27 protein-coding genes are annotated in these 21,422 nt (G+C 60.1%); 24 read left to right on the top strand and 3 right to left on the bottom strand.

Features of this window, described 5'->3' with window-relative positions:
* Positions 1-487 precede the first annotated feature (487 nt).
* From AC1RNA_RS08700 to AC1RNA_RS08600, 21 genes are all read left to right on the top strand, one after another.
* Positions 488-949 carry a ProQ/FINO family protein gene (locus AC1RNA_RS08700; protein WP_492950824.1) on the top strand — a complete coding sequence of 154 codons (462 nt, stop codon included), beginning with the start codon at positions 488-490 and terminating at the stop codon, positions 947-949.
* Complete coding sequence (locus AC1RNA_RS08695; RefSeq protein WP_492950823.1) at positions 949-1,140, top strand: hypothetical protein; 192 nt, start codon at positions 949-951, stop codon at positions 1,138-1,140. Before AC1RNA_RS08700 ends, AC1RNA_RS08695 begins: the two co-directional genes overlap by 1 nt.
* A 237-nt stretch (positions 1,141-1,377) precedes the next feature.
* Positions 1,378-1,602, top strand: coding sequence for a hypothetical protein (locus AC1RNA_RS08690; protein WP_492950822.1), 225 nt, complete (start codon positions 1,378-1,380; stop codon positions 1,600-1,602).
* Complete coding sequence (locus tag AC1RNA_RS08685) at positions 1,599-1,859, top strand: hypothetical protein (RefSeq protein ID WP_492950821.1); 261 nt, start codon at positions 1,599-1,601, stop codon at positions 1,857-1,859. Before AC1RNA_RS08690 ends, AC1RNA_RS08685 begins: the two co-directional genes overlap by 4 nt.
* Complete coding sequence (locus AC1RNA_RS08680) at positions 1,856-2,185, top strand: XkdD/Y8K6 family phage-associated protein (RefSeq protein WP_492950820.1); 330 nt, start codon at positions 1,856-1,858, stop codon at positions 2,183-2,185. The genes AC1RNA_RS08685 and AC1RNA_RS08680 overlap by 4 nt, the downstream gene beginning before the upstream one ends.
* Complete coding sequence (locus tag AC1RNA_RS08675) at positions 2,178-2,618, top strand: hypothetical protein (protein WP_492950819.1); 441 nt, start codon at positions 2,178-2,180, stop codon at positions 2,616-2,618. Before AC1RNA_RS08680 ends, AC1RNA_RS08675 begins: the two co-directional genes overlap by 8 nt.
* On the top strand, positions 2,615-3,421 hold the full coding sequence (locus tag AC1RNA_RS08670) for a DNA cytosine methyltransferase (protein ID WP_492950818.1): 807 nt from the start codon (positions 2,615-2,617) through the stop codon (positions 3,419-3,421). Before AC1RNA_RS08675 ends, AC1RNA_RS08670 begins: the two co-directional genes overlap by 4 nt.
* Positions 3,418-4,167 carry a hypothetical protein gene (locus tag AC1RNA_RS08665; protein ID WP_492950817.1) on the top strand — a complete coding sequence of 250 codons (750 nt, stop codon included), beginning with the start codon at positions 3,418-3,420 and terminating at the stop codon, positions 4,165-4,167. Before AC1RNA_RS08670 ends, AC1RNA_RS08665 begins: the two co-directional genes overlap by 4 nt.
* Complete coding sequence (locus tag AC1RNA_RS08660; RefSeq protein WP_492950816.1) at positions 4,164-4,523, top strand: hypothetical protein; 360 nt, start codon at positions 4,164-4,166, stop codon at positions 4,521-4,523. The genes AC1RNA_RS08665 and AC1RNA_RS08660 overlap by 4 nt, the downstream gene beginning before the upstream one ends.
* On the top strand, positions 4,520-4,738 hold the full coding sequence (locus AC1RNA_RS08655) for a hypothetical protein (protein WP_492950815.1): 219 nt from the start codon (positions 4,520-4,522) through the stop codon (positions 4,736-4,738). Before AC1RNA_RS08660 ends, AC1RNA_RS08655 begins: the two co-directional genes overlap by 4 nt.
* Positions 4,739-5,113: 375 nt before the next feature.
* Positions 5,114-5,464 (top strand): hypothetical protein, encoded by a 351-nt coding sequence (locus AC1RNA_RS08650; RefSeq protein ID WP_492950814.1) that lies wholly within the window; start codon positions 5,114-5,116, stop codon positions 5,462-5,464.
* 165 nt (positions 5,465-5,629) lie between these two features.
* Entirely contained in the window at positions 5,630-5,989 is a 360-nt protein-coding gene (locus AC1RNA_RS08645) for a hypothetical protein (protein WP_492950813.1), read from the top strand.
* Positions 5,982-6,398, top strand: a complete 417-nt coding sequence (locus AC1RNA_RS08640) for a hypothetical protein (RefSeq protein ID WP_492950812.1) — start codon at positions 5,982-5,984, stop codon at positions 6,396-6,398. The genes AC1RNA_RS08645 and AC1RNA_RS08640 overlap by 8 nt, the downstream gene beginning before the upstream one ends.
* Positions 6,385-6,780 (top strand): DUF551 domain-containing protein, encoded by a 396-nt coding sequence (locus tag AC1RNA_RS08635; protein WP_492950811.1) that lies wholly within the window; start codon positions 6,385-6,387, stop codon positions 6,778-6,780. Before AC1RNA_RS08640 ends, AC1RNA_RS08635 begins: the two co-directional genes overlap by 14 nt.
* On the top strand, positions 6,777-7,205 hold the full coding sequence (locus tag AC1RNA_RS08630) for a hypothetical protein (protein ID WP_492950810.1): 429 nt from the start codon (positions 6,777-6,779) through the stop codon (positions 7,203-7,205). Before AC1RNA_RS08635 ends, AC1RNA_RS08630 begins: the two co-directional genes overlap by 4 nt.
* Positions 7,206-7,401: 196 nt before the next feature.
* Positions 7,402-8,400 carry a site-specific integrase gene (locus AC1RNA_RS08625; RefSeq protein ID WP_492950809.1) on the top strand — a complete coding sequence of 333 codons (999 nt, stop codon included), beginning with the start codon at positions 7,402-7,404 and terminating at the stop codon, positions 8,398-8,400.
* A gap of 355 nt (positions 8,401-8,755) precedes the next feature.
* Complete coding sequence (locus AC1RNA_RS08620; protein WP_492950808.1) at positions 8,756-9,274, top strand: SspB family protein; 519 nt, start codon at positions 8,756-8,758, stop codon at positions 9,272-9,274.
* Positions 9,275-9,403: 129 nt separating this feature from the next.
* Entirely contained in the window at positions 9,404-10,807 is a 1,404-nt protein-coding gene (fumC, locus tag AC1RNA_RS08615) for a class II fumarate hydratase (RefSeq protein ID WP_492950807.1), read from the top strand.
* 224 nt (positions 10,808-11,031) lie between these two features.
* Positions 11,032-11,220, top strand: a complete 189-nt coding sequence (locus AC1RNA_RS08610) for a DUF4169 family protein (protein ID WP_040297686.1) — start codon at positions 11,032-11,034, stop codon at positions 11,218-11,220.
* On the top strand, positions 11,217-11,507 hold the full coding sequence (locus AC1RNA_RS08605; protein ID WP_009337094.1) for a ribbon-helix-helix domain-containing protein: 291 nt from the start codon (positions 11,217-11,219) through the stop codon (positions 11,505-11,507). The genes AC1RNA_RS08610 and AC1RNA_RS08605 overlap by 4 nt, the downstream gene beginning before the upstream one ends.
* A gap of 270 nt (positions 11,508-11,777) precedes the next feature.
* The gene (locus tag AC1RNA_RS08600) at positions 11,778-12,098 is read left to right on the top strand and encodes a ribbon-helix-helix domain-containing protein (protein ID WP_009337095.1); all 321 of its coding nucleotides are present in this window, start codon (positions 11,778-11,780) and stop codon (positions 12,096-12,098) included.
* 22 nt (positions 12,099-12,120) lie between these two features.
* Here AC1RNA_RS08600 and AC1RNA_RS08595 read toward each other — a convergent pair whose 3' ends face one another.
* From AC1RNA_RS08595 to AC1RNA_RS08585, 3 genes are all read right to left on the bottom strand, one after another.
* Positions 12,121-15,057 carry an AsmA family protein gene (locus AC1RNA_RS08595; protein ID WP_492950806.1) on the bottom strand — a complete coding sequence of 979 codons (2,937 nt, stop codon included), beginning with the start codon at positions 15,055-15,057 and terminating at the stop codon, positions 12,121-12,123.
* Positions 15,058-15,156: 99 nt separating this feature from the next.
* Positions 15,157-16,566 (bottom strand): FAD-binding oxidoreductase, encoded by a 1,410-nt coding sequence (locus tag AC1RNA_RS08590; RefSeq protein WP_492950805.1) that lies wholly within the window; start codon positions 16,564-16,566, stop codon positions 15,157-15,159.
* A 110-nt stretch (positions 16,567-16,676) separates the two neighbouring features.
* Positions 16,677-16,853, bottom strand: a complete 177-nt coding sequence (locus tag AC1RNA_RS08585) for a DUF1328 domain-containing protein (protein ID WP_009337098.1) — start codon at positions 16,851-16,853, stop codon at positions 16,677-16,679.
* A gap of 261 nt (positions 16,854-17,114) precedes the next feature.
* On the opposite strand from AC1RNA_RS08585, the gene AC1RNA_RS08580 reads away from it, so the two are divergent.
* The 3 genes from AC1RNA_RS08580 (at position 17,115) to AC1RNA_RS08570 (ending at position 21,380) form a co-directional block, all read left to right on the top strand.
* Entirely contained in the window at positions 17,115-19,607 is a 2,493-nt protein-coding gene (locus tag AC1RNA_RS08580) for an ATP-dependent helicase (protein ID WP_492950804.1), read from the top strand.
* A gap of 91 nt (positions 19,608-19,698) precedes the next feature.
* On the top strand, positions 19,699-20,622 hold the full coding sequence (locus tag AC1RNA_RS08575) for an ABC transporter ATP-binding protein (protein WP_009337100.1): 924 nt from the start codon (positions 19,699-19,701) through the stop codon (positions 20,620-20,622).
* A complete protein-coding gene (locus AC1RNA_RS08570; protein ID WP_009337101.1) occupies positions 20,619-21,380 on the top strand; it encodes an ABC transporter permease in 762 nt (253 codons plus the stop codon). Before AC1RNA_RS08575 ends, AC1RNA_RS08570 begins: the two co-directional genes overlap by 4 nt.
* Positions 21,381-21,422 lie beyond the last annotated feature (42 nt).

The raw sequence follows: 21,422 nt of genomic DNA, 5'->3' as shown, positions 1-21,422 counted from the left end.
CTTGGCCGTTTATTGGCCGGGGGCGCCGCGCCATGTCCAGAGCCTTCGGGCTTAAAAACGCGACGACAGGTAGGTTTGACCTGTTTCTACCCCCCGGCTTCGGACAGTCTATGTGTGGGGGTATTATGTGCGTGCTCGGGGTTTCTAGTGAGTTATCTTGTCTTAAAAAACGCCCGTTCGATCCTGCGGCTTTCTTTTCATACCAACGGCTGCTCGGCTTGGATCCATATGTCCGGAACGGCTCGATAGGGTTTCGACTGGCCGACAACGCGATTGCTACATGCCTTCATCGCTGGGCAGAAGAAAACGATCCGGACGGAGTCGCCAGGCTTAAATATGCCGCCGTAGCGTGGGAATCCCGCCTTCCAAATCAGAAAATAGTGAGCTTGGGCAACGGGTAGTGTAATTATTTTAGATTTTTACACTTCAAGACTTGCATTTATATACATTTTCTATACAGTCTCCCCATCGCATCGGGGAGACTCACATGTCATCCATTATCGAAAAACGCCGCTCGATCAATCGCAGCATCAACTGGCCTGCATACCGCGAGCAGCGTGCCCACTTGGCAGATTTGTTTGCGCCGATCGCTCACAGCGGCCAGGCCAAGCGGCCTTTGGCCTTGGGCATCAAGTACGACTTGATCGGCGCCAACACCGGCCTATCGCAGGCCGACGTAAAGCACTTCCTGCGCGCCTACACATTCGGCCCCAAATATCTGCGCACGCTAAAGCCTGGTGCATGGCGCATCGGGCTTGACGGCCACGTTGATGGTTGGGTGTCGCCCAATGAAGCAGCATTCGCTGCCATGTGCCTGCACGCGCATTACGCAGACCGCGAGCGGCGCAGGGTTGTTCGTGATGTTGGTGCGCGAGCCGCAGAGGACGCGCGGCACGCCGAGATGTGGCCAGAGTGCGCCGCAGATGGCCCTACTGCGGAGGCCGCGTGATGTCGACGTATTCAGTTTGGCGCGACTACGCTTCCGGCACCTACGAAGTCGTGATGTGGAATGAGCGCCACCCGACTGTGATCCAATCCGGAATCAAAACACAAGAAACCGCGCGCAAGGCGCGCGACCGCTGGCAGAAAAAAGAAGAGGCGGCCCTCGCTCTGCTCCTCGCAAGTGGAGCAGGCGAATGACTGAAGCCGCCCGCCTATCAGGCACGTTCGCCAGCCTGTTCATCGCCATTTCAATTTCATTCGTGTTCGCACGCAACATGCGGTGGATCCGATGTTTATGCAGACTCTAACCAGACAACAGCAAGCCGACCTTCTGCTCGCGCACTGGCAGGCCAACCGGCATTTGCCGGCCGAACGCAGGTTGCCAGTTGAGCAACACACCGCCTCCCGTCCCCTCCAGATTGATCGGGTGTGATGATGGATGGAATTAAAACCATGCGCGAAGATCGCAAAGACCTCTGGGGACCAATGTTTTTCAAGTCGGCTTGCAACACGCTCAAGGCGTCTCGCTGGCAGCTTTGGAAAGCGCGGCTTTTTGGACAGCGGCACGAAGGTACGGACGGCATTCACGAGGCAGTCGGTTATTATTACAGGGGCAGCTTTTATCTCTGGGATTATCGCCTCACCAGAGATCAGCGATGACCTCCGGGACAGCAGCAGACGGGCGGACGGCAGAGCTTACGGGAGATGAACTGACTTTCGCTCAACGCATGCTCCCGCATTTCCTTGCAGGAAAATCGCCTATCGATGCTGCTCGAGCGGTTCTCGATGACGACATCCGCATTCTGAACGAAACGTTCGCCAATAACCGGCGTGGGGTAGAAGCTGGAATTTTCTCCGAGATTTCGGCGCTAGTTCACAGCCGCGCCGCCCTCGCCAACACCGGAGCCTCCTCATGACCTCTCACAAGCAGGCGTGGACGAAGGGGCCGTGGAAATGGCATTGGCGGCAGGAAGATGGGTTGGCGAGTGGATCGGTTTACTCTGAATTGCGCCCCGGCCACGCTTATGCGGTAGCTATCTGCCCGAAATACCAAACCCGCGAACAATGGGAAGCTGACGCGCCCATTCTTTCCGCCGCCCCAGAAATGTATGAGGCGCTGAAACGAGCCGAGATCGCGGTCCAAGAACTTTGCAACGATCAGCATCCTGGAAATGAGTGCTGGAATATTCTGAGAGAAATCCGCGCCGCTCTGACCAAGGCGGAAGGGGGCGAGAATGTGTGACCTTCAATCACTCATTGAGCGCGTCGAGAAGGCGAGCGGGCCGGATCGGGATTTGAACCGCGCTGTTGCAAGGCACTTCGGCTGGCACAGAGTTGAGCCGCGCTTTGCACGAAGTAAACACGGCGGGTGGATTGCGCCGGAGGACTTTATTGGTACGCATTCGGACGGGTCACCGATCTGCGACAGTCTGCACGGAACTGACATTCATCGTGACGTGCCCGACTTCACCGCCTCGCTCGACGACGTAATGACGCTTAAACAAGACGGACACACGTTCGCGCTGGGCGATTGCAACGAGGACAGTGTGCCATGGGCGTGCGTCACCAGCACATTTGGCACTGATTACGCCGCGACTGGTTCGGGCGTCATTTTGGCCGCGCTTGCCGCCATCCTCAAATCCCGTCTTGCAACCAATGGCGGAGGCGCGGAGTGAATGGACGCGCCTATTACAATGAAAACGAACCCTTCGCTGCGCAGTGGTTGCGAAACCTCATTGCTGCCGGACACATCGCGCCAGGCGACGTTGACGAGCGATCCATCGTTGACGTTAAGCCCGACGATCTCACCGGATACACGCAATGCCATTTCTTCGCTGGAATCGGCGGATGGTCATACGCGCTCAGGCTCGCAGGATGGCCTGACGACAGACCTGTTTGGACAGGAAGTTGTCCCTGTCAGCCGTTCTCATCGATCGGCTATCGAAAGGGCGAAGCTGACGCGCGACACCTCTGGCCAGATTTCAAATGCCTTATCGAGAAGCGCCGGCCTGCAATCGCGTTTGGAGAGCAGGTTGCGAGCAAGGACGGACGTCAATGGCTCGCCGGAGTACGTTCTGATCTGGAAGCAATGGATTATCTCGTCGGGGCCGCCGATCTGTGCGCTGCGGGCGTCTCAGCGCCGCACGTCCGGCAAAGGCTATATTGGGTGGCCTACCCCGACGACGCCGACGAAAACGAACGGACACCAAGCCGGCAACAATCGATTCACAACAAAAACCGTTCTGATTTTGAAGGGATGGGCATCGCCGCGGGCGAACCGTTGGGGAGCAGCAGACAGCCATGGCAACACTCAGAAGCCATTGAATGCGAGGATGGCTGGCGCCGTGTTGAGCCCGGAGCATCCTCGCTGGTTGAACGGATACCCTGCCGCCTGGACAAAATCCGCGGATACGGCAATGCCATCGTCCCGCAAGTCGCGGCGCAATTCATCATCGCAGCCAGCGAGGCCCTCCCATGAATGACCAACAGGTACAGGCACTGGCGGCAGAACTTCGTGGATGGATTCACGACATTAAACGCGGTCGAGGACCTGATTGGTATCGAAGCAAGCTCGCTTCATTCGAAAAGATGGAAATTGCCCTCCGCTCCCGCACCCCGTCTGCGCCGGATGTGGCGATGAGAGAGGCGTTGGAGGAAATCTGGTGCTTGCGAGAGGTGATCCGTGGCGTTCGCATCATGCAAAATGCTGGTGCCTTCAAGGAATACGAAGGCGAACCATGGCTCAAGCGAGTCCAAAACATTAATATTGATGTCGGATTTGACCGAGCATCGGAAGCCAAGGCGGGGGAGCCGGTTGTCTCGATCCAGCCGATGTCGCTTGCTGATGGCCGCACCGATTATTTTGTGTCGATCAAGGTCGGCGACCGCGAGGTAACACCGCATGTATTCAGCGAGGAGTACAAGGCCGCTTATCACGTCGCATTGTATGACTGGCTGTTGAACGGCAGTGGCGAAGAACCTGACGTGCTGGAATTCGGGCCTGATGATTTTCCTGCTCGCGTCGCCGCACCCAAAGTTGACCGCGAGGCCGTGGCGCGGGACGCGCAACCGCGTGTCACCGACAATGACCGCGATGAAATCACGGTGACGCTGGACGGGCGAGAGCTTCGTGGCTGGTCATATTCTACCGACCAAGAACGGCGTACCAAAATGCTTTGCGCTCGCGAGTTTGTGGAAGGCTTCTGCACCGGGAGGCAACCATGAGCCTAGAAGTGTGGGGCGACGAACTTCCAGAGCCATGCGATGCCGTAGCTATCACCGAAGCCCTTTTTCGTATGCCGCCGCCGGTTACGCGCGGCCTGATCGTCAATATGCCCGCCAAAGGAATGACGCTCGATGCCCGGCTCTTTCAGGCCCGTATGTGGCGCGAGTATGCGACCGCCATCCGTTATGACCGGCCAACCAGCATCGGCAGCGTCGGTGTCGATCGTCGTTGGTGCCTCGAAATCGGCCACATGACGTATGCCGATTGCATCAGACGCGCTCGCGTCAATCTTTACCTCGCGCACCGTCTTAACCGCATACTCGCGCCGACAGCGCCCGCACAGAAGGGTGAATGATGGGCACCAAGCAGCAAACCGCCGCGAAGGATGCATGTCGAGCGCACACCGACCTCAACGTGTTCTATTCGATCATCGCGATCTTGGAAGGCGGCACAATCGGCGCTGACAGCTTCCGCGATGGCGAACGCATCATCACCATTTGCAAGTCCGCATCCGCAAAATGCTTGAAGCGATACGACGCGGCACTCGCAAAGATCGGAGAAAAGCCATGACAGACCGTGACGCGGGATACCGCGAGGGGAAGCTGGCTCTGCACCGTCTAACGACGGGTCACTGGCAAAACTCGCAGTCGGTATCAAGCCCGGCCCGCCAGATACCCATGCGGAGGTGAAGGGATGAGCACGAAAGCCGAAGTCATTAAGGAAGCAAACGAGGGTCGCGGCTGTCTCGGAAAAGCCCTCATGGATGAACCTGTTTTCATCCTACGCGCTCAGGATCGATTTGCACCAGACCTTGTAGAGCGATGGGCCTCTAACGTCATGAGCGCAAAAGGCGCTCCCACCGAGAAGGTTCGGCAAGCTAGGGCGTTGGCTCACCGAATGCGCGCTTGGCAAGAACTCAACACATCGAAAATTCCGGACTGAGCCATGACCCTATCATCACGAGCAATCGAGATCGGAGTGCGAGCGATTGACCAAGCACAGCTTCAATGGAAGGCCGAGAACGGCGGTGATGCCGTTTCGTGTATCGACTGCCCAACCGAGGTAATCGCTAAAGCCTTCCTCGCCGCCCTTGCTGCGGAAGGCATGGTTCTAGTGCCGAAGGAGCCTACTGAGAGAATGAAGTGGGTTGGTCATGGGGCTCTTGACCAATCCGAATTTACCGAAACGGCAGTTGGCTCGCGTGTTGGGCTCGCAGCAATGCGAGAGGTATACCGCGCCATGCTCTCCGCCCATCAAGCAGATGAAGATAGCGAGGGGAAGAATGGCTTGGGATAATCGATACCGATTGCTCGAAGAAGGCGAAATCATTAGCCTTGGTGACGAGTGCCTTACTGATAGCCACTTAGGCTGGCAGCCGGCAACGCATGACATCGGCGGCAAAGCACCAGACCCGATGTACACCGCGCACCGCATGTATAGGCGGCTGAAAGGGTCTAAGCCATGACCGACGCGCACCAGGACGTGGCGGGGCTGGTTGCGAGATTGCGCAACATCGATGTTGTGGACGACTTCGCGAGGGCAGAAGCCGCCGACCGTCTCGAATCCCTTTCGCAAGCACTGAGAGAGGCGGAGGCGGCTCTGCGCAATCAAGATGGCATGGAGTATTTCGGTCAGCGGTTTGACAGGTGGCATCAACGCGCCCTCACCGCCGAATCCCGCCTTGCAGAGGCGATGAGAGTGATCGAGCAGATCGAGCGCATGAAAACCGTGCCGAGCGACAGGATGAATACGGTCACACTGGCGGCAGCGCGAACACTTGCCCGCGCCTTCATTGCAGGAAACGGAGGGAAGGATGAGTAAGGCCACATTCACACCTGAATTAGGCCAAGCCATGTACGGTCAGCCGTTTAAGCAATACGAGGTTTCGGATTTAGCCGATGCCGCTCTCTGTTTTATCCGAGAGCGCCTTAATACGGTGATGTGGAATATACATCAGCGCGAATATGAAAGCCCATTCGGGAATACTGGAAAGGAATTCAAGTGCGACACGTTCGAGGTTGCAGCCTATTCCTGGGGCGATGAAGAACAGCCACACAATTTCAAATGGCGTGACGTAGAAATCTCTTGGTACAAATATCTTGGCCGGGGAATGAGCGCAAATGTCAACCTAACACCCAAAAGAATTTCAGAACTTCTGCAAGACTGTTTAGCTGCGATAGATCGCATTGATGACGCCAAACACCCCGGAGCCTCCAATGCAGATCAGTGACGATGTAGTGAGGGTGGCGGCGGAAGCGATTTACACTAAAGCCGAGACATACCCAAAGTATGCCTTGCAGCAAATGAACGGCCTACTCGCCGCTGATTTAGCCCGCGCCGCCCTTGAAGCCGCGCTCGCTGCGATGTGGAGGCCGATTAGTGAAGCGCCGAAGGATCGCCGTGAAATTCTTGTTGCCGGAGGAAAATTCTACACCACTGCCGATGACTGGAAGGAGCGGCTAGAACATATCGGGCCGAGCGTGGCTGCATGGATAGACGGGAAATGGCGCGGTGAACAGGACGAGCAATACGATACATGGTATTGCTATGAGCCTACCCACTTCATGCCCCTCCCCTCACCGCCCTCCACCAACAAGGAGGATGGGAAGTGAGCGGATCATTTACACTCGCGGCTGCCGCCAAATTTATTCGGACCTCAAAAGCGCCAAGATCGTTGCTTGCCATTTTTAAGTCCGCTCGACGGATCATTAGCTTCACGCAGGAACGCATAAATCGCCCAGTGCGGTATGTTGCAGTCACCAATGCCTATAAGCGAGGCGTCCCTGTGCGAGATATTGAAGCAAAGTTCGGTTGCACGAAAAGCACTGTCCTCCGTTATGCCAGGATGGCGGAACTGAATAAGCGTGATCGCGGCTTTGATCCCGGCATACGGCAGGCAACAATCTCCATGTATCTGGATGGGCGGCCTATCGCTGAAATTTCAGCGCGGCTTGGTGTGTCTCAGGCTTATGTCAGCAAGACCGCGACAGAAGAGGGGATTAACCGACGCCGCAACCCCAAGGGCACCGGAGCATGAGGGGGGCGGCGAATGATAATGAGCCGCCAGACGACGCTCCGCTCCGACTGGCGCACGCGCTGGAATACGCCTTTCCAGCCGGCGGTATGACTGTGTCTGGATTGCGTCAGGAGCACGCGAAAGGCCGGCTAAAACTGGAGTTGATCGCGGGGAAGCATTTTGTAACATTGGCGGCGATTAAGGAAATGAGAGAGTTATGCCGCGTAGAAGTTCAGGCCCGCGCCTCTGGCAAGATAAACAAAGAAACTCGTGGACGATCGTCGACGGAAGTAAACGTATCCGCACAGGATATCCTCTTGGCGAGGATAGCGCAGCGCAAAAAGCACTTGCGGAGTACATAGCAACAAATCATAGGCCCGATGGCGATCCAAACCCTAAAATTTGTGACGTCATACTGGCCTACCAGAAGGACCGTGTTGAGGGTTTGCCTTCTGAGCATTCCATAAGCAATGACCTTGTCCGCCTTGGCAAATGGTGGGGCGAAAAACGCGCCTCTGACATAACCGCCGATAATGTAAAAAAATACACCAAACACCGCGGCGGCAAGACCACCGTTCGGCGAGAGCTTGGATTCCTTGAGACGGCCTTGCGCCACTGGAGCCAGAGCTATCATCCAATTCGAGTCCCCACGATAAAGCGGCCTGAAAAGCCACTTCCGCGCCAGCGTTGGCTCACTATCCAAGAGGCCGCCAAATTCCTGCGCCATATCCGACGCCAGGCCGACAGCGAGCACATTGCGCGGTTCTTTCTGCTTGGCTGGTACACCGGCAGCAGGGCCACCGTGATTATGAAACTCCAGTGGGACCAAATCGACCTCAAGGCAGGTCTTCTATACCGCCAGCGCCCCGGAACGACGCAGACCAAGAAGCGCGCCCCGCCAGTCCGCATAGGAAGGCGCCTGATAGGTCATCTGAGACGCTGGCGTCGTATATCCCCAGATTCCAAATACGTCGTGGAGTACCGCGGCAAGGCCGTGGAGAGGGTAGCAAAGGGATGGAATAAGGCGCGCGCAGCATCCAAGCTTCTCGATGTGCATCCACATGTGCTGCGTCACTCGCGCGCAACGCATCTGTTGCGCCAGCGTGTAGATCCGTATGAGGCTGCGGAGTCGCTCGGCATGTCGATAACGGTGTTTCAAAAGACGTACGGACACCATCATCCGGACTGGCAGCAGACTGCGGCTGACGCTAGATAGCCGTTACCGCAGCGTTACCAGTGCGGCAAGAAACCCTATAAAATAACGGCTTCTTTTACTTGCAACAGAAGCCTCCACTTCATCTCTCCGATTTGATTCATTTGTATGCGTGCTGCGATCCGCGGGCCGGGGTGTCAATTGAGGCATCTTCCTGTCCTTGCGATGCAACAAGGCTGCTGACGCAGGCTGCCGGAGCAGTTAATCTGGCGTGAAAGGGTTTGTTCACGAAAAGAGTGGCCAACGCCGCCTCCCATCGCGGACGGACTTGCTAACCACCATCCGCATGGAACAAAAGTGCGAGTCGGCTCCTCTCCTACCGGCACGCGACCCTTCGATGTTTTGACAGGACCGACCGATGGCCACCGATCTGATCCGCTATGATGTTCTGACCCGCGACGCACTGCGCGGAGTCCTGCGGCGTGTGCTGAGCGACGCCGCCGAAAGCGGATTGCCGGGAGACCATCACTTCTACATCACCTTTCTCTCCACCGCCGAAGGCGTGAAGCTATCGCCGCGGCTGCTGTCGCAGTATCCGCAGGAGATGACGGTGATCCTCCAGCACCAGTTCTGGGATCTGGTCGTGACCGAGGATCATTTCGAGGTTGGCCTTTCGTTCGGCGGCATTCCCGAGCGGCTGGTCGTGCCGTTCAGCGCCATCACCCGCTTCTTCGATCCCTCCGTGCAGTTCGGGTTGCAGTTCGAGACGGCGGAAGCCGCAATCGGCGACGCCGAGCCTGTGACGGCCGAGGTCGAAAAGGCCGATCCTCCCGCTTCGCCAGACTCGCCCGACAATCCGGATGACGACGGCGGCGGCGGCGACCACCCGCGCGAAGGCGCGCAGGTGGTGCGGCTGGATCGCTTCCGCAAGAAATAAAACGCCTCTAATCGAGAGTCTCGTCTGCCCATGCGGCATGGCTTCGCCCTGCCGCTTTCGGCATACTCGCGCCCGAAAGACGGGTCTGAGATGACAGCATGCGCCCGTCGCGACTGGCACGAGGCGAACATGGCACACAGCAAAACCACCCGCACCGAAACGGACACCTTCGGGCCGATCGAGGTTGCCGCCGACCGATACTGGGGCGCGCAGACCGAGCGCTCGCGCAACAATTTCAAGATCGGCGCCGAGCACATGCCGCTGCCGCTGATCCGCGCGCTCGCCATCGTCAAGCTCGCCGCCGCGCAGACCAACCTCGAACTCAAGCTCATCGACAAGAAGCTCGCCGACGCCATCATCGCCGCCGCGCAGGAGATCATCGACGGCAAGCTCAACGATCATTTCCCGCTGGTGGTGTGGCAGACCGGCTCCGGCACGCAAACCAACATGAACCTGAACGAGGTCATCTCGAACCGTGCCAACGAAATGCTCGGCGGTGAGCGCGGCACCAAGAAGCCGGTTCATCCGAACGATCACGTCAACATGAGTCAGTCGTCCAACGACTCCTTCCCGACCGCGATGCATATCGCCGCGGCCCAGGAGATCGCCCACGATCTGATCCCGGCGCTGGAGGAATTGCTCGGCGGGCTGCGCGCCAAGCAGAAGGAATTCGCCTCGATCGTGAAGATCGGCCGCACCCACACCCAGGACGCGACGCCGCTCACGCTCGGTCAGGAATTCTCAGGCTATGCCGCTCAGGTGGAAAGTGGCATCGCGCGCATCAAGGAGAGTGCGAAGAGTCTCTCTCCACTGGCGCAGGGTGGTACCGCCGTCGGCACCGGGCTGAATGCAAAGCCGGAATTCGCAGCTTCGTTCGCCAGGCATGTCGCATCGATCACCGGGCTTCCATTCGTCACCGCGCCCAACAAGTTCGAGGCGCTCGCCTCCAACGACGCCTATGTCTACGTCCACGGCGCCATCAACGCGACCGCGACCGGCCTGTTCAAGATCGCCAACGACATCCGCCTGCTCGGATCAGGCCCGCGTTCGGGCCTCGGCGAGTTGATTCTGCCGGAGAACGAGCCCGGTTCCTCGATCATGCCCGGCAAGGTCAATCCGACGCAGTGCGAGGCCATGACGATGGTGTGCTGCCAGATCTTCGGTAATCACACCACGCTCACCACCGCAGGCAGCCAGGGGCATTTCGAACTCAACGTCTACAAGCCTGTGATGGCCTACGGCATGCTGACATCGATCCGCCTGATGGCGGATGCGTCACGCTCATTCAATAAAAATTGTGTGATCGGAATCCGCGCCGACGAGAAACGGATCGGCGACCTGATGCAGCGCTCGCTGATGCTCGTCACCGCCCTCGCCCCGAAGATCGGATATGACAGTGCCGCGAAAATCGCCAAGAGCGCTCACGCAAACGGCACGACGCTGAAAGAAGAAGCGCTTAAACTTGGATTCGTCACTGCAGAGGAATTTGATTCCATTGTGCGGCCCGAGCAGATGACAAATTCCGGGAAGTGAAACACGCGCGTGGTACGTGGTATACGCAATACCTTTTGCTGCGCGTTTCATCACTCTTTCGTCTAAAGACGTAGCGTTATGCGGCTACCGCTCCTATGATGTGTTTGCTAGGAGCGAAGACAGAGCAGCTCTTCGCCAGTGGGACTTGTGGTCTGGGCGATTTTGATATTGATGCTGTTTAATCCGCGAGTGGCAGGTTCGTTTTCTGCAATCACGAGATTCCTGTGGGCGATCTGATCAATTTAAAGAGGTTCAAGAAGCGGCAGGAACGCCAGCGCGCCAATGTGGAAGCAAGCAGTCAACGCGCAAAGCATGGGCTCACAAAAGCCGAAAAGAACAACCAACGTGCACTCGAACAGCGCACCGAGGCATTTCTCAACCAACACCTACGCGATGACGGAAAGTCTTCATGAAGTCCCCTGTCGTTAAACGCTCCATCGTTGTTGCCGGCCACAAGACCAGTGTCAGCCTGGAAGAAGCCTTCTGGAACGGCATGAAGGAAATCTCATCGGCGCGCGGCATGACATTGTCCGAGCTGGTCGGCGAGATCGATGGCCAACGCAAACAGGGCAATCTCTCTTCGGCGATCCGGCTGTTCGTGCTCGATCATTACCGTTCGATGACACAGGGACCTTTGGAACCGAACGGCGCACATGATTCCAAGCGTGAGCCCGTGATGGATACTCAGGCCGCCGAGTAAGCGGCTGCGGGAATTTACGGACCGCCTCCGCAATATTCTGACTCATCCCTTAAGGCTTTCACCGAATATCGGCGCCCCCCGGTATCGGGTACGATGTAACTGTCTCGGCGATTCAGATCGATCGCCGGGGTAAGACGATCGTCCCGGGCGCCATGCTGTTCGCGCGCGGGTCGAACCATCCTGACAATATCCGCCTCGCAGTCCGCGAGAAGAACCGCATGGCTTTGCCCGGCGAATGCTCGCGCACGCGTCTCAGAAGGAGTGACGGCGATGATCAGCCAGCGTGACGTGAGAGCCCCGGTAACCGACCCCGTGAAGGAATTCGCCGTCATCAAGCGGTCGGTGGTCGTCGATGGACACAAGACCAGCGTCAGCCTCGAGGATGCGTTCTGGTCGAGCCTGAAGGACATCGCCGCGCGCCGGGGCCTGTCGCTATCGATGCAGATCGCCGCCATCGACCAGCATCGCCGGACCAGCAATCTGTCATCGGCGATCCGCCTGTTCGTGCTCGATTACTTCCGCGAGCGCGCGATCAGCACGATGTTCATCGGCGAACGGCAGGCTTCGCCGAAACTCACAACTGCGCATTGAAGCGTTTTCAGCCCAAACAATTCTAGAACGTCGTGGCCGGTGTGGAAGAGCGGCGCGGCCGCGGAGCACCCGGCACGGGCTTGATATCGATTGGCGGCGGCAGCGGAGAAAGTTGCGCGCCCGGCGATGACGGATGCGCGCGGGGCACATGTGGCATCGCCTGGCGCTTACGCGGATCGACGCCCGGAATCTTCACCTCGGCGGGCGGCAGCGCCTGCTCGGGTTGCGCAAGGGAATTGGCCGGAGGATTGGCCACCGGTGCAGGCCTCGGTGGCGGCAATGCGCCCAGCTTCTCCAATGCATCGAGGCGCTGCGTCTCCCGCTCGATGGCGCGCAGCGACAGCCAGGATGACAGCGCCGCGACATCGACATCGCGCTCGAAGCGGTCCGCGCTGCCACGCAGGAAAATCTGGATGTCCGGTGCATCCTTCATCGCGCCGGACATCGCCTTCAGCCCGATTCGCAGATCGCCCTGGTCTTCCGGAATATCGTAGCTGCCCGAGATCGTGGCACGCGCCGCATCGGACTGGAAAACCGTCGGATCGGCATGCACGCGCGCGTCCTTGATGGCGAACGGCAAATCGACAGAGGCGACCGCAAGCGGCGCGCGGTCGAGTGCGGTTGCGACGACCGATTCCATCTTGTTCTTCGCGGCCGGATCGTCCGATGCCTTTTCCGCAGCGTCGAACGCAGCGGCATCGAGCGCGGGAAGCTGCGCACCGGTCAACGTCAACACACCGTTGCCCGAAAGCGCATTGCGCAAGGCCGCCGCGCTGCGCCCTCGCGTCGCCAGCGTCATCCGCACCGACGCCTTGCCGGGCGGCAATTGCAGCCCGCGATATTTCAGCGCGGAAGCATCAGCCTGCTCCAGCTTCAGGCTGGCATCGATGGCGCTCTCCGACGGGCTGCGCTTGATCACAGCAGAAAGCGTCGCCGCGCCGCCGCCGATCGTTCCTTTCACATTGTCAAAAGAGATCGACGCCCCATCTCCCTGCGCCGTACCACTGATCGTCGCAGCTTCCATGCCGCCGGGCAGAATCGCTTTGTCGGCTTTCACCGCCATCGCCCCTCGCCAGCCGATCAGGCCTTGCGCAAGCGGGTCTGTCATCGCGCGGTCGTCGGCACCGAGCATCAGGGCCATCAGCCCTTGCACATCGAGCACATCCATCTCGATATTGCCGGTGAGAGTTTGCTCCCCCTGACGCGACAGGGACAGGTTGCCCTTCACCGGCGTCGCGCCAAGCTTGCCGGAGAGATTCTCCAGCGAGACTGCATCGTCGCTCACAGCAAGACGAGCGGACAGATCACTGACCACCTGCTGCGGCTTCAGCCACGGCGCAAGCGCCGCATGGCGAACATTGAGATCAAATATCCGCTTCTTCGGCTGATCCGTGACCGACGACAGGCTTGCCTGTAGCGGCGCAATCTCGTGGCCGAGAATTCTTGCCTTGGCGAGATCGAGATCGACATGCGTCTCGAAGCCGCCCTTCTCCCGCCACGCGATGATCCGGCGCGTCACATCTGCGAGACCATCGAAATCCACCTGCGGCGATCGCAGCGTGGCGTCGATCTTCTTCCCCGTCCGTGCAACACGTCCATAAAACCGGTTGTCGCCAAGATCGAGTTGCATCGCGTCGAGCCCAAGACGCTCCTTGCCGAGCGCCATGGTCGCCGCAAGATGAAGCGGTATCCGCGCGCCACGCACTACATCGGACTTCCCGAACGCCCAGTCGGCGAAACCCTGCGCATCGCTGGTTTTGACATCGAGCGGGCCGGAAAACTCCTCGCCTCCCTTGCCGCGCTCGACACGACCGTTGAACGCAAGATGCGCATCGCCGGGACCGCTGAAGGCGAGCCTGGTGATGACCCACGCATCCTTCGTCCCTTCAAGATCGGCCGACAACGCACTGAGCGTCTGCCCGGCGAGCGTGAGGCGATCCGCGACCGCTTCGATCCGCGACGGCCATGGCAAGGCCGGCAGCGCTGTCAGTGCGCTCGCCAGGGAATCCGCAGGCGTCCTGCCCTGCGCGGCCTTGGTCTCGCCGAACGCGCGGTCGAGATCGAGTTGGGTGGCCGAGAGCTTCATTTCCAGCTTCGCCGGGCGGAACGACAGCGCGCCATGTCCCGACAGCTTCACCCCGGTCGCCTCCGCGCCGTAGAGAATCTCGCCTTGCGTGAATGCCGCACCGGACGGATCGAGCGCGGTGTGAGCGCTGATCCGCCATGGCGTCTCCCCGGCTGCCGCGAGCGTCATCGCACCATCGAAATGCGGAATACGCTTATCGAAGGTCAGCGCACCATCCAGCGACGATGACATTGCGCCAGCCTGCGCGGAATCAAGATCGAGCCGCAGGCGCGTCGCCTCACCTTCGCCGGCCTTCGACAACGCAAGCCGGAACGGCTGCAGCACACCGTGCAGCAGGACATGTCCTTCCCCGCGCAGATTGCCGCCAAGCGAGCGGACGTCGCCGCTGAAATCGAGGCCTTCGAGATCGACATCGGAGCCGCTCGCCTCGTCATGCAATGCGACACGGCCGGACAGATCGAACTTGTCGATCGCGAGTGCGCCGAAATTGAACTCGCCCTTCGATGGCGCGATGATGCGCCCCTGCCTATCAAGACCGATATCGAGCGCGAGGCCATCCAGCGACAGTTGCGTCGCCCGCCATTCGCCGCGCAGCAACGAACCGAGGCTGAACTCGACATCGAGCTTGTCGGCGCGCAGTTTCGTCGGGTCCTTCGGCGCGCCGACCGAGAGCTTGTGCAGCCGCAGGATCGGCGCAGGCAGCAGCCGCGCATCCAGCGCGCCCTCGACGCGCACCGGCGCGCCGACCACGCGGGTGGCTTCCGCCTCGAATTGCGGCTTGTACTTATTCCAGTTGACGAACAGCGGCGCCGCCAGCGCCGCAATCAGCGCCATGATGGCGGCGATCGCCAATCCGAGCAGCGTCGTCTGCAACGTGGACCCCGCGGAAAAGCGGCGCGGTCAATCCCGCCGCGCCTCAACCGCCACCATCATAAAGAAAATTATGGCGGACTCACAACGCCGCAAAAAGGCTCACGCCGGGGGAATGATCTTGCCGGGATTGAAGATGTTCTGCGGATCGAGCGCGGCCTTCACCGCACGCATTGCTTCGATGGCCTCAGGCCCCAGTTCGGGAACAAGGTATGCCTGCTTGCCCTGCCCGATGCCGTGTTCGCCAGTGCAGGTGCCGCCCATGCGGTGTGCCCGCTCGGCCAACTGATGCACGAATTCATGCCCACGCTGCACTTCGTCCGGATCGTTGACGTCGCACAGCATCAGGCAATGGAAATTACCGTCGCCGACATGGCCGACGATTGGCGCGATCAGCTTGAATCGCTCGATGTCCTGTTCGGTTTCGCTCACGCAATCGGCCAAACGCGAGATCGGCACGCAGACATCGGTGGACATCGGCCGCGAGCCGGGACGGATCGCCGCCGCGGCCCAATAGGCGTCATGACGCGCCTGCCACAGTTTGGTGCGGTCCTCCGCGCGCGTCGTCCATTCAAACGCGCTGCCGCCGCAATCCTTCGCGATCTCGGCGAACGCGGCCGACTGTTCGGCCACCTCCGCCTCGCTGCCGTGAAATTCCAGCAGCAACAGCGGAGTCAGCGGCAAATTCAGTTTCGAGTAGGCGTTGCAGGCGGCGACCTGTGCGGCGTTGAGGAGTTCGATCCGCGCCAGCGGAATGCCGGTCTGGATCGCGAGGATGGTGGCGTCGCACGCGCCCTTGACGCTGCCGAACGAACAGGAGGCGGCGGCGATGCTCTGTGGGATGCCGCGCAACCGCATGGTCATTTCGCAAATAATGCCCAGCGTACCTTCCGCGCCGATAAATAAGTGAGTGAGGTCGTATCCGGCCGAGGATTTCTTCGCCCGCGTGCCAGTGGTGATGATCTCGCCGTCGCCGCGTACCACCTTCAGCGCCAGCACGTTGTCGCGCATGGTGCCGTAACGCACCGCATTGGTGCCGGAGGCACGCGTCGAGGCCATGCCGCCAAGGGTCGCATCCGCGCCGGGATCGATCGGGAAGAACAGTCCCTGATCGCGCAGATTCTCGTTGAGCGTCTTGCGGGTGATACCGGGCTCGATCACGCAGTCGAGGTCTTCGGCGTGCACCGCCAGCACGCGGTTCATCTCGCGCAGGTCGAGGCAGATGCCGCCCAATGGCGCGTTCACCTGCCCTTCCAGCGAGGTGCCCGCACCGAATGGAATGATCGGCACATGATAGCGCGCGCAAATCCGCACCAGATCCTGAATATCGGCCACGCTGCGCGCGAGCACCACCGCGTCAGGCAGTTGCGGCGCGATCCATGTGGTGGTGTGGGTGTGCTGTTCGCGCTGGGCCTGCGAGGTGAAGAAGTCGCGCTTGAAGCGCGTGGCGAGAGCTTCAAACGCGTTGCTCAGGGTCTGCGGCCAAAGCCGCGGTGCCGTCGTGGTATTCAAGGCATGCGTCCTGCAAGAGAGTGCGCAACCGTCGCAAACGAAAACCGGCCGGTCAAGCTGACCGGCCGGTTCACCACTCTACTCTCTCGGATTATGCCTTGATGCTTACGCTACACCGTCGGTCGTCCGCCACGCATCAAGCCTATCAGGGCCGAAACCGCAAACAGCACGATCGCGACAAAGAACACGATCTTGGCGATTTCGATCGAAGCGCCGGCAATGCCGCCGAAACCGAGAAGGCCGGCCACCAGCGCGATGATGAGAAACGTCACAACCCAACTCAACATGGCAATCTCCTGTATCTGTCTCCGGTCAGGAGTCATCGCTCCTTTGCAGAACCAATCCGGGAGGGATTTGAAAGTTCCGGGCGGCTGCCGCCTCGAAAACAGCTAAAAAATGAGATTTTTTGGGGAACAAAACCATTTCGGCAGGGCATCCCGCGGCCTTCTGTACGCGGCCGCGCAGAACGCCTATATCTGGACATATCCCTGATAAAGAAGGCTCCCTTTCGCGCTCCCGCGGTGCCATCGTGGGTTTAATCGATTCGCATGACCGAACCTGTCCGCCGACCTTTTGCCGATACTCCCGCCCACCAGCCCGCCGCTGGCGGCATCGCTGCGCGCGCTCGCGCGGCGGCGGCTCCGCAATATCTGAGCGCGCTCAATCCAGAGCAGCGCGAGGCGGTCGAAACGCTCGACGGCCCCGTGCTGGTGCTGGCGGGCGCAGGCACCGGCAAGACCCGTGTGCTCACCTCGCGCATCGCCCACATCCTCAGCCAGGGCCGCGCCCGGCCGTTCGAAATCCTGTCGGTGACATTCACCAACAAGGCCGCGCGCGAGATGAAGCACCGGCTCGGCGAGATGCTCGGCCAGACGGTCGAAGGCATGCCGTGGCTCGGCACCTTCCATGCCATCGCCGGGCGCATCCTGCGCGTGCATGCCGAACTCGCGCAGTTGAAGTCGAACTTCACCGTGCTCGATGTCGACGATCAGATTCGCCTGTTGAAACAATTGCTGCAGGCCGAAGGCATTGACGACAAGCGCTGGCCTGCGCGGATGCTGGCCGGCTTGATCGACGGCTGGAAGAACCGCGGCCTCACACCGTCGCAGGTCCCGTCCGGCGAAGCCTCGATTTTCGGCAACGGCAAGGGCGGCAAGCTCTACACCGCCTATCAGGAGCGGCTGAAGATTCTCAATGCCGCCGATTTCGGCGATCTGCTGCTGGAAAACATCCGCATCTTCCGCGAGCACCCGGATGTGCTGCGGCAGTACCAGCACCGCTTCAAATACATTTTGGTGGACGAGTACCAAGACACCAACGTCGCGCAGTACCTCTGGCTGCGGCTATTGGCGCAGGCGCCGTCGCAGTCCCCCGTCATTCCGGGGCGCACCGCAGGTGCGAGCCCGGAATCTGCAGGACAAGAACTTCTGGATTCCGGGTCTGCGCCTGCGGCGCATCCCGGAATGACCAAACCCAAAAACATCTGCTGCGTCGGCGACGACGATCAGTCGATCTATGGCTGGCGCGGCGCGGAGGTCGACAACATCCTGCGCTTCGAGCACGACTTCCCCGGCGCGAAGGTCGTGAGGCTGGAGCGCAACTACCGCTCCACCGGCCATATCCTCGCCGCCGCCTCGCATCTCATCGCGCATAATGAAGGCCGCCTCGGCAAGACGCTGCGCACCGAGGATGTCGACGGCGAGAAAGTCACGGTCACCGGATCATGGGATTCGGAAGAGGAAGCCCGCTCGATCGGCGAAGAGATCGAGCAATTCCAGCGCGCCGGGCAGAAGCTCAACGAGATCGCCATTCTGGTGCGCGCCTCGTTCCAGATGCGCGAGTTTGAAGACCGCTTCGTCACGCTCGGCCTGCCCTATCGTGTGATCGGCGGCCCGCGCTTCTATGAGCGCGCCGAAATCCGCGACGCGCTCGCGTACCTGCGCGTTATCAATTCACCAGCCGATGATTTGGCTTTTGAGCGCATCGTTAACACGCCGAAGCGTGGGCTTGGCGACGCCACCGTCCAACTGTTGCACGACATCGCCCGCAAGCGCCGCATTCCGCTGACCGAAGCCGCGCGGCAGGTGATCGAGACAGACGAACTGAAACCGAAAGCACGTGGCAGCCTGCGCGATCTCATCGCGAGCTTCGACCGCTGGAACACGCAACGCGACATCATCTCTCATACAGAGCTTGCCGAAACCGTGCTCGACGAGAGCGGCTATACCGAGATGTGGCAGAAGGACCGCTCGGCGGACGCCGCGGGCCGGCTCGAAAACCTGAAAGAGCTCGTGCGCTCGATGGAAGAATTCGAGAACCTGCACGGCTTCCTTGAACACATCTCACTGGTGATGGACCGCGAAGGCGGCGCCGACGAGGATGCTGTGTCTGTCATGACGCTGCATTCCGCCAAGGGCCTCGAATTTGACAACGTGTTCCTGCCGGGCTGGGAGGAAGGCCTGTTTCCCCACCAGCGTGCGCTCGACGAACAGGGCCGCGCGGGGTTGGAAGAAGAACGCCGCCTCGCCCATGTCGGCATCACCCGCGCGCGCAGGCGGGCGAAGATCTATTTCGCCACCAACCGCCGCATCCATGGCTCGTGGACGACCACCATCCCCTCGCGCTTCCTCGACGAACTGCCGGCGGATCACGTCGAGATCGCCGAATCCAAGGGTGGTTCCGGATGGGGCGGCGCCGGCGGCTTCGGCTCCTCGCGCTTCGACAGCGTGGAATCGTTTGGCTCAGGCTATGCGACGCCAGGCTGGCAGCGCGCCCAATCGAACCGCGGACGTGGCGGCGGTTTCAACGAAACCGGCGCGCGATACAATACGGGCGGGCGCGGGCGCAAGCAGCTCACCATCGAGGGCGAGCTGGTTGCGAAATCGACCGGCAGCGAATCCGAATTCGGTACCGGCGAGCGCGTCTTTCATGAGAAATTCGGCTACGGCCGCGTCGCCCGCGTGGACGGCAACAAGCTCACCATCGCCTTCGACAAGGCCGGCGAGAAGAAGGTAATCGACAGCTTCGTGACACGGGCCTGAGGCGTTCCAAAACCCATCGCCCGCCCCTTGTTTCGGTCAATCCGAGCCTCTATCTCTCCGCGACCCGCATTCCGCGAGCCCCCGCATCTGCATGCCAGCCATCATTACCGTCTCCAACCTGACCAAGACCTATGCGTCAGGCTTCACCGCGCTGAAGAACATCAACCTGGAGATTCGCCAGGGCGAGATTTTCGCGCTGCTCGGACCGAACGGCGCGGGCAAGACCACGCTCATCAGCACGATCTGCGGTCTTGCGATGGCGAGCGAAGGTACCGTCACCATCGGCGGCCACGATAACGTCACCGACTACCGCGCCGCGCGCGAAATGATCGGCCTCGTGCCGCAGGAATTGCATACCGACGCCTGGGAAACTCCGACAGCGACCGCCGCCTTCAGCCGCGGCCTGTTCGGCAAGCCGAAGAATTCCGCGCTGATCGAGAAAATCCTGAAAGACTTGTCGCTGTGGGACAAGCGCAAGAGCCAGATCATCACGCTCTCCGGCGGCATGAAGCGCCGCGTGATGATCGCCAAAGCGCTCGCGCACGAGCCGCAGATTCTGTTTCTCGACGAGCCGACCGCGGGCGTCGATGTCGAACTGCGCAAATCGATGTGGCAGGTGGTGCGCGAATTACGCGATTCCGGCGTCACCATCATCCTCACCACGCATTACATCGAGGAAGCCGAGGAGATGGCCGACCGCGTCGGCGTCATCAACAAGGGCGAGATCGTGCTGGTCGAGGACAAGGCCACGCTGATGCAAAAGCTCGGCCGCAAGCAACTGACGCTGCATTTCAACGAACCGGTCGCCGCCCTGCCCGCCTCGCTTGGCGAGTACAAGCTTGAACTGTCGGACGACGGCAAGGAACTGACCTATACCTACGACACCAAGGGCGAGCGCACCGGCATCACAACGTTGCTGAACGATTTGCGCGCCGCCGGCCTCAACTTCAATGATCTCAACACGACGCAATCTTCGCTTGAGGAGATTTTCGTCAATCTGGTGCACAGCGCATGAACCTCTATGCTGTCCGCGCGATCTACAAATTCGAGATGGCGCGCACCTTCCGCACGCTGCTGCAAAGCGTCGTCTCGCCGGTGATCTCGACGTCGCTGTATTTCGTCGTGTTTGGCTCGGCGATCGGCTCGCGGATTCCGGAAATCCACGGCGTCAGCTACGGCGCGTTCATCGTGCCGGGCCTCATCATGCTGTCGGTGCTGACGCAGAGCATCGCCAATGCTTCGTTCGGCATCTATTTCCCGAAATTCACCGGCACGGTGTACGAGCTTCTATCGGCGCCGGTGTCGGCGTTCGAGGCGGTGCTTGGATATGTCGGGGCGGCGGCGACCAAATCCATCGCGCTCGGCCTCATCATTCTGGCGACCGCAGCGCTGTTCGTGCCGATCAAGATCGCGCATCCGGTGTGGATGCTGGCTTTCCTCGTGCTCACCGCGCTGACATTCAGCCTGTTCGGCTTCATCATCGGCATCTGGGCGGACGGCTTCGAGAAATTGCAGGCGATCCCGCTGCTGGTGGTGACACCGCTGACATTCCTCGGCGGCAGCTTCTACTCGATCGGCATGCTCCCGCCGGTCTGGCGCTTCATCACCCTGTTCAACCCGGTAGTCTATCTCATCAGCGGCTTTCGCTGGAGCTTCACCGAGGTCGCCGATGTCAGCGTCTATCTCAGTGTCGGAATGATCCTGGTCTTCCTGCTTCTCAGCATGAGCGTGATCTGGTGGATCTTCAAAACCGGGTATCGCCTTAAACGCTGACCCGCCCGAAAAGAAAACGGCCCCGCAAGATTGCGGGGCCGT

Source organism: Afipia sp. GW821-FHT14H12, from assembly GCF_058803465.1.
Note: the sequence above shows the minus strand (reverse complement) of the source record. Positions and strands in the feature narration are given on the sequence as shown.

Coding starts and splice junctions, on each gene's coding strand:
- AC1RNA_RS08625 (WP_492950809.1), top strand. CDS start 7,402: ATGCCGCGTAGAAGTTCAGGCCCGCGCCTCTGGCAAGATAAACAAAGA.
- AC1RNA_RS08575 (WP_009337100.1), top strand. CDS start 19,699: ATGCCAGCCATCATTACCGTCTCCAACCTGACCAAGACCTATGCGTCA.
- AC1RNA_RS08585 (WP_009337098.1), bottom strand. CDS start 16,853: ATGTTGAGTTGGGTTGTGACGTTTCTCATCATCGCGCTGGTGGCCGGC.
- AC1RNA_RS08690 (WP_492950822.1), top strand. CDS start 1,378: ATGGATGGAATTAAAACCATGCGCGAAGATCGCAAAGACCTCTGGGGA.
- AC1RNA_RS08645 (WP_492950813.1), top strand. CDS start 5,630: ATGACCGACGCGCACCAGGACGTGGCGGGGCTGGTTGCGAGATTGCGC.
- AC1RNA_RS08665 (WP_492950817.1), top strand. CDS start 3,418: ATGAATGACCAACAGGTACAGGCACTGGCGGCAGAACTTCGTGGATGG.
- AC1RNA_RS08635 (WP_492950811.1), top strand. CDS start 6,385: ATGCAGATCAGTGACGATGTAGTGAGGGTGGCGGCGGAAGCGATTTAC.
- fumC (WP_492950807.1), top strand. CDS start 9,404: ATGGCACACAGCAAAACCACCCGCACCGAAACGGACACCTTCGGGCCG.
- AC1RNA_RS08685 (WP_492950821.1), top strand. CDS start 1,599: ATGACCTCCGGGACAGCAGCAGACGGGCGGACGGCAGAGCTTACGGGA.
- AC1RNA_RS08700 (WP_492950824.1), top strand. CDS start 488: ATGTCATCCATTATCGAAAAACGCCGCTCGATCAATCGCAGCATCAAC.
- AC1RNA_RS08655 (WP_492950815.1), top strand. CDS start 4,520: ATGATGGGCACCAAGCAGCAAACCGCCGCGAAGGATGCATGTCGAGCG.
- AC1RNA_RS08570 (WP_009337101.1), top strand. CDS start 20,619: ATGAACCTCTATGCTGTCCGCGCGATCTACAAATTCGAGATGGCGCGC.
- AC1RNA_RS08660 (WP_492950816.1), top strand. CDS start 4,164: ATGAGCCTAGAAGTGTGGGGCGACGAACTTCCAGAGCCATGCGATGCC.
- AC1RNA_RS08695 (WP_492950823.1), top strand. CDS start 949: ATGTCGACGTATTCAGTTTGGCGCGACTACGCTTCCGGCACCTACGAA.
- AC1RNA_RS08640 (WP_492950812.1), top strand. CDS start 5,982: ATGAGTAAGGCCACATTCACACCTGAATTAGGCCAAGCCATGTACGGT.
- AC1RNA_RS08580 (WP_492950804.1), top strand. CDS start 17,115: ATGACCGAACCTGTCCGCCGACCTTTTGCCGATACTCCCGCCCACCAG.
- AC1RNA_RS08620 (WP_492950808.1), top strand. CDS start 8,756: ATGGCCACCGATCTGATCCGCTATGATGTTCTGACCCGCGACGCACTG.
- AC1RNA_RS08600 (WP_009337095.1), top strand. CDS start 11,778: ATGATCAGCCAGCGTGACGTGAGAGCCCCGGTAACCGACCCCGTGAAG.
- AC1RNA_RS08675 (WP_492950819.1), top strand. CDS start 2,178: ATGTGTGACCTTCAATCACTCATTGAGCGCGTCGAGAAGGCGAGCGGG.
- AC1RNA_RS08680 (WP_492950820.1), top strand. CDS start 1,856: ATGACCTCTCACAAGCAGGCGTGGACGAAGGGGCCGTGGAAATGGCAT.
- AC1RNA_RS08650 (WP_492950814.1), top strand. CDS start 5,114: ATGACCCTATCATCACGAGCAATCGAGATCGGAGTGCGAGCGATTGAC.
- AC1RNA_RS08605 (WP_009337094.1), top strand. CDS start 11,217: ATGAAGTCCCCTGTCGTTAAACGCTCCATCGTTGTTGCCGGCCACAAG.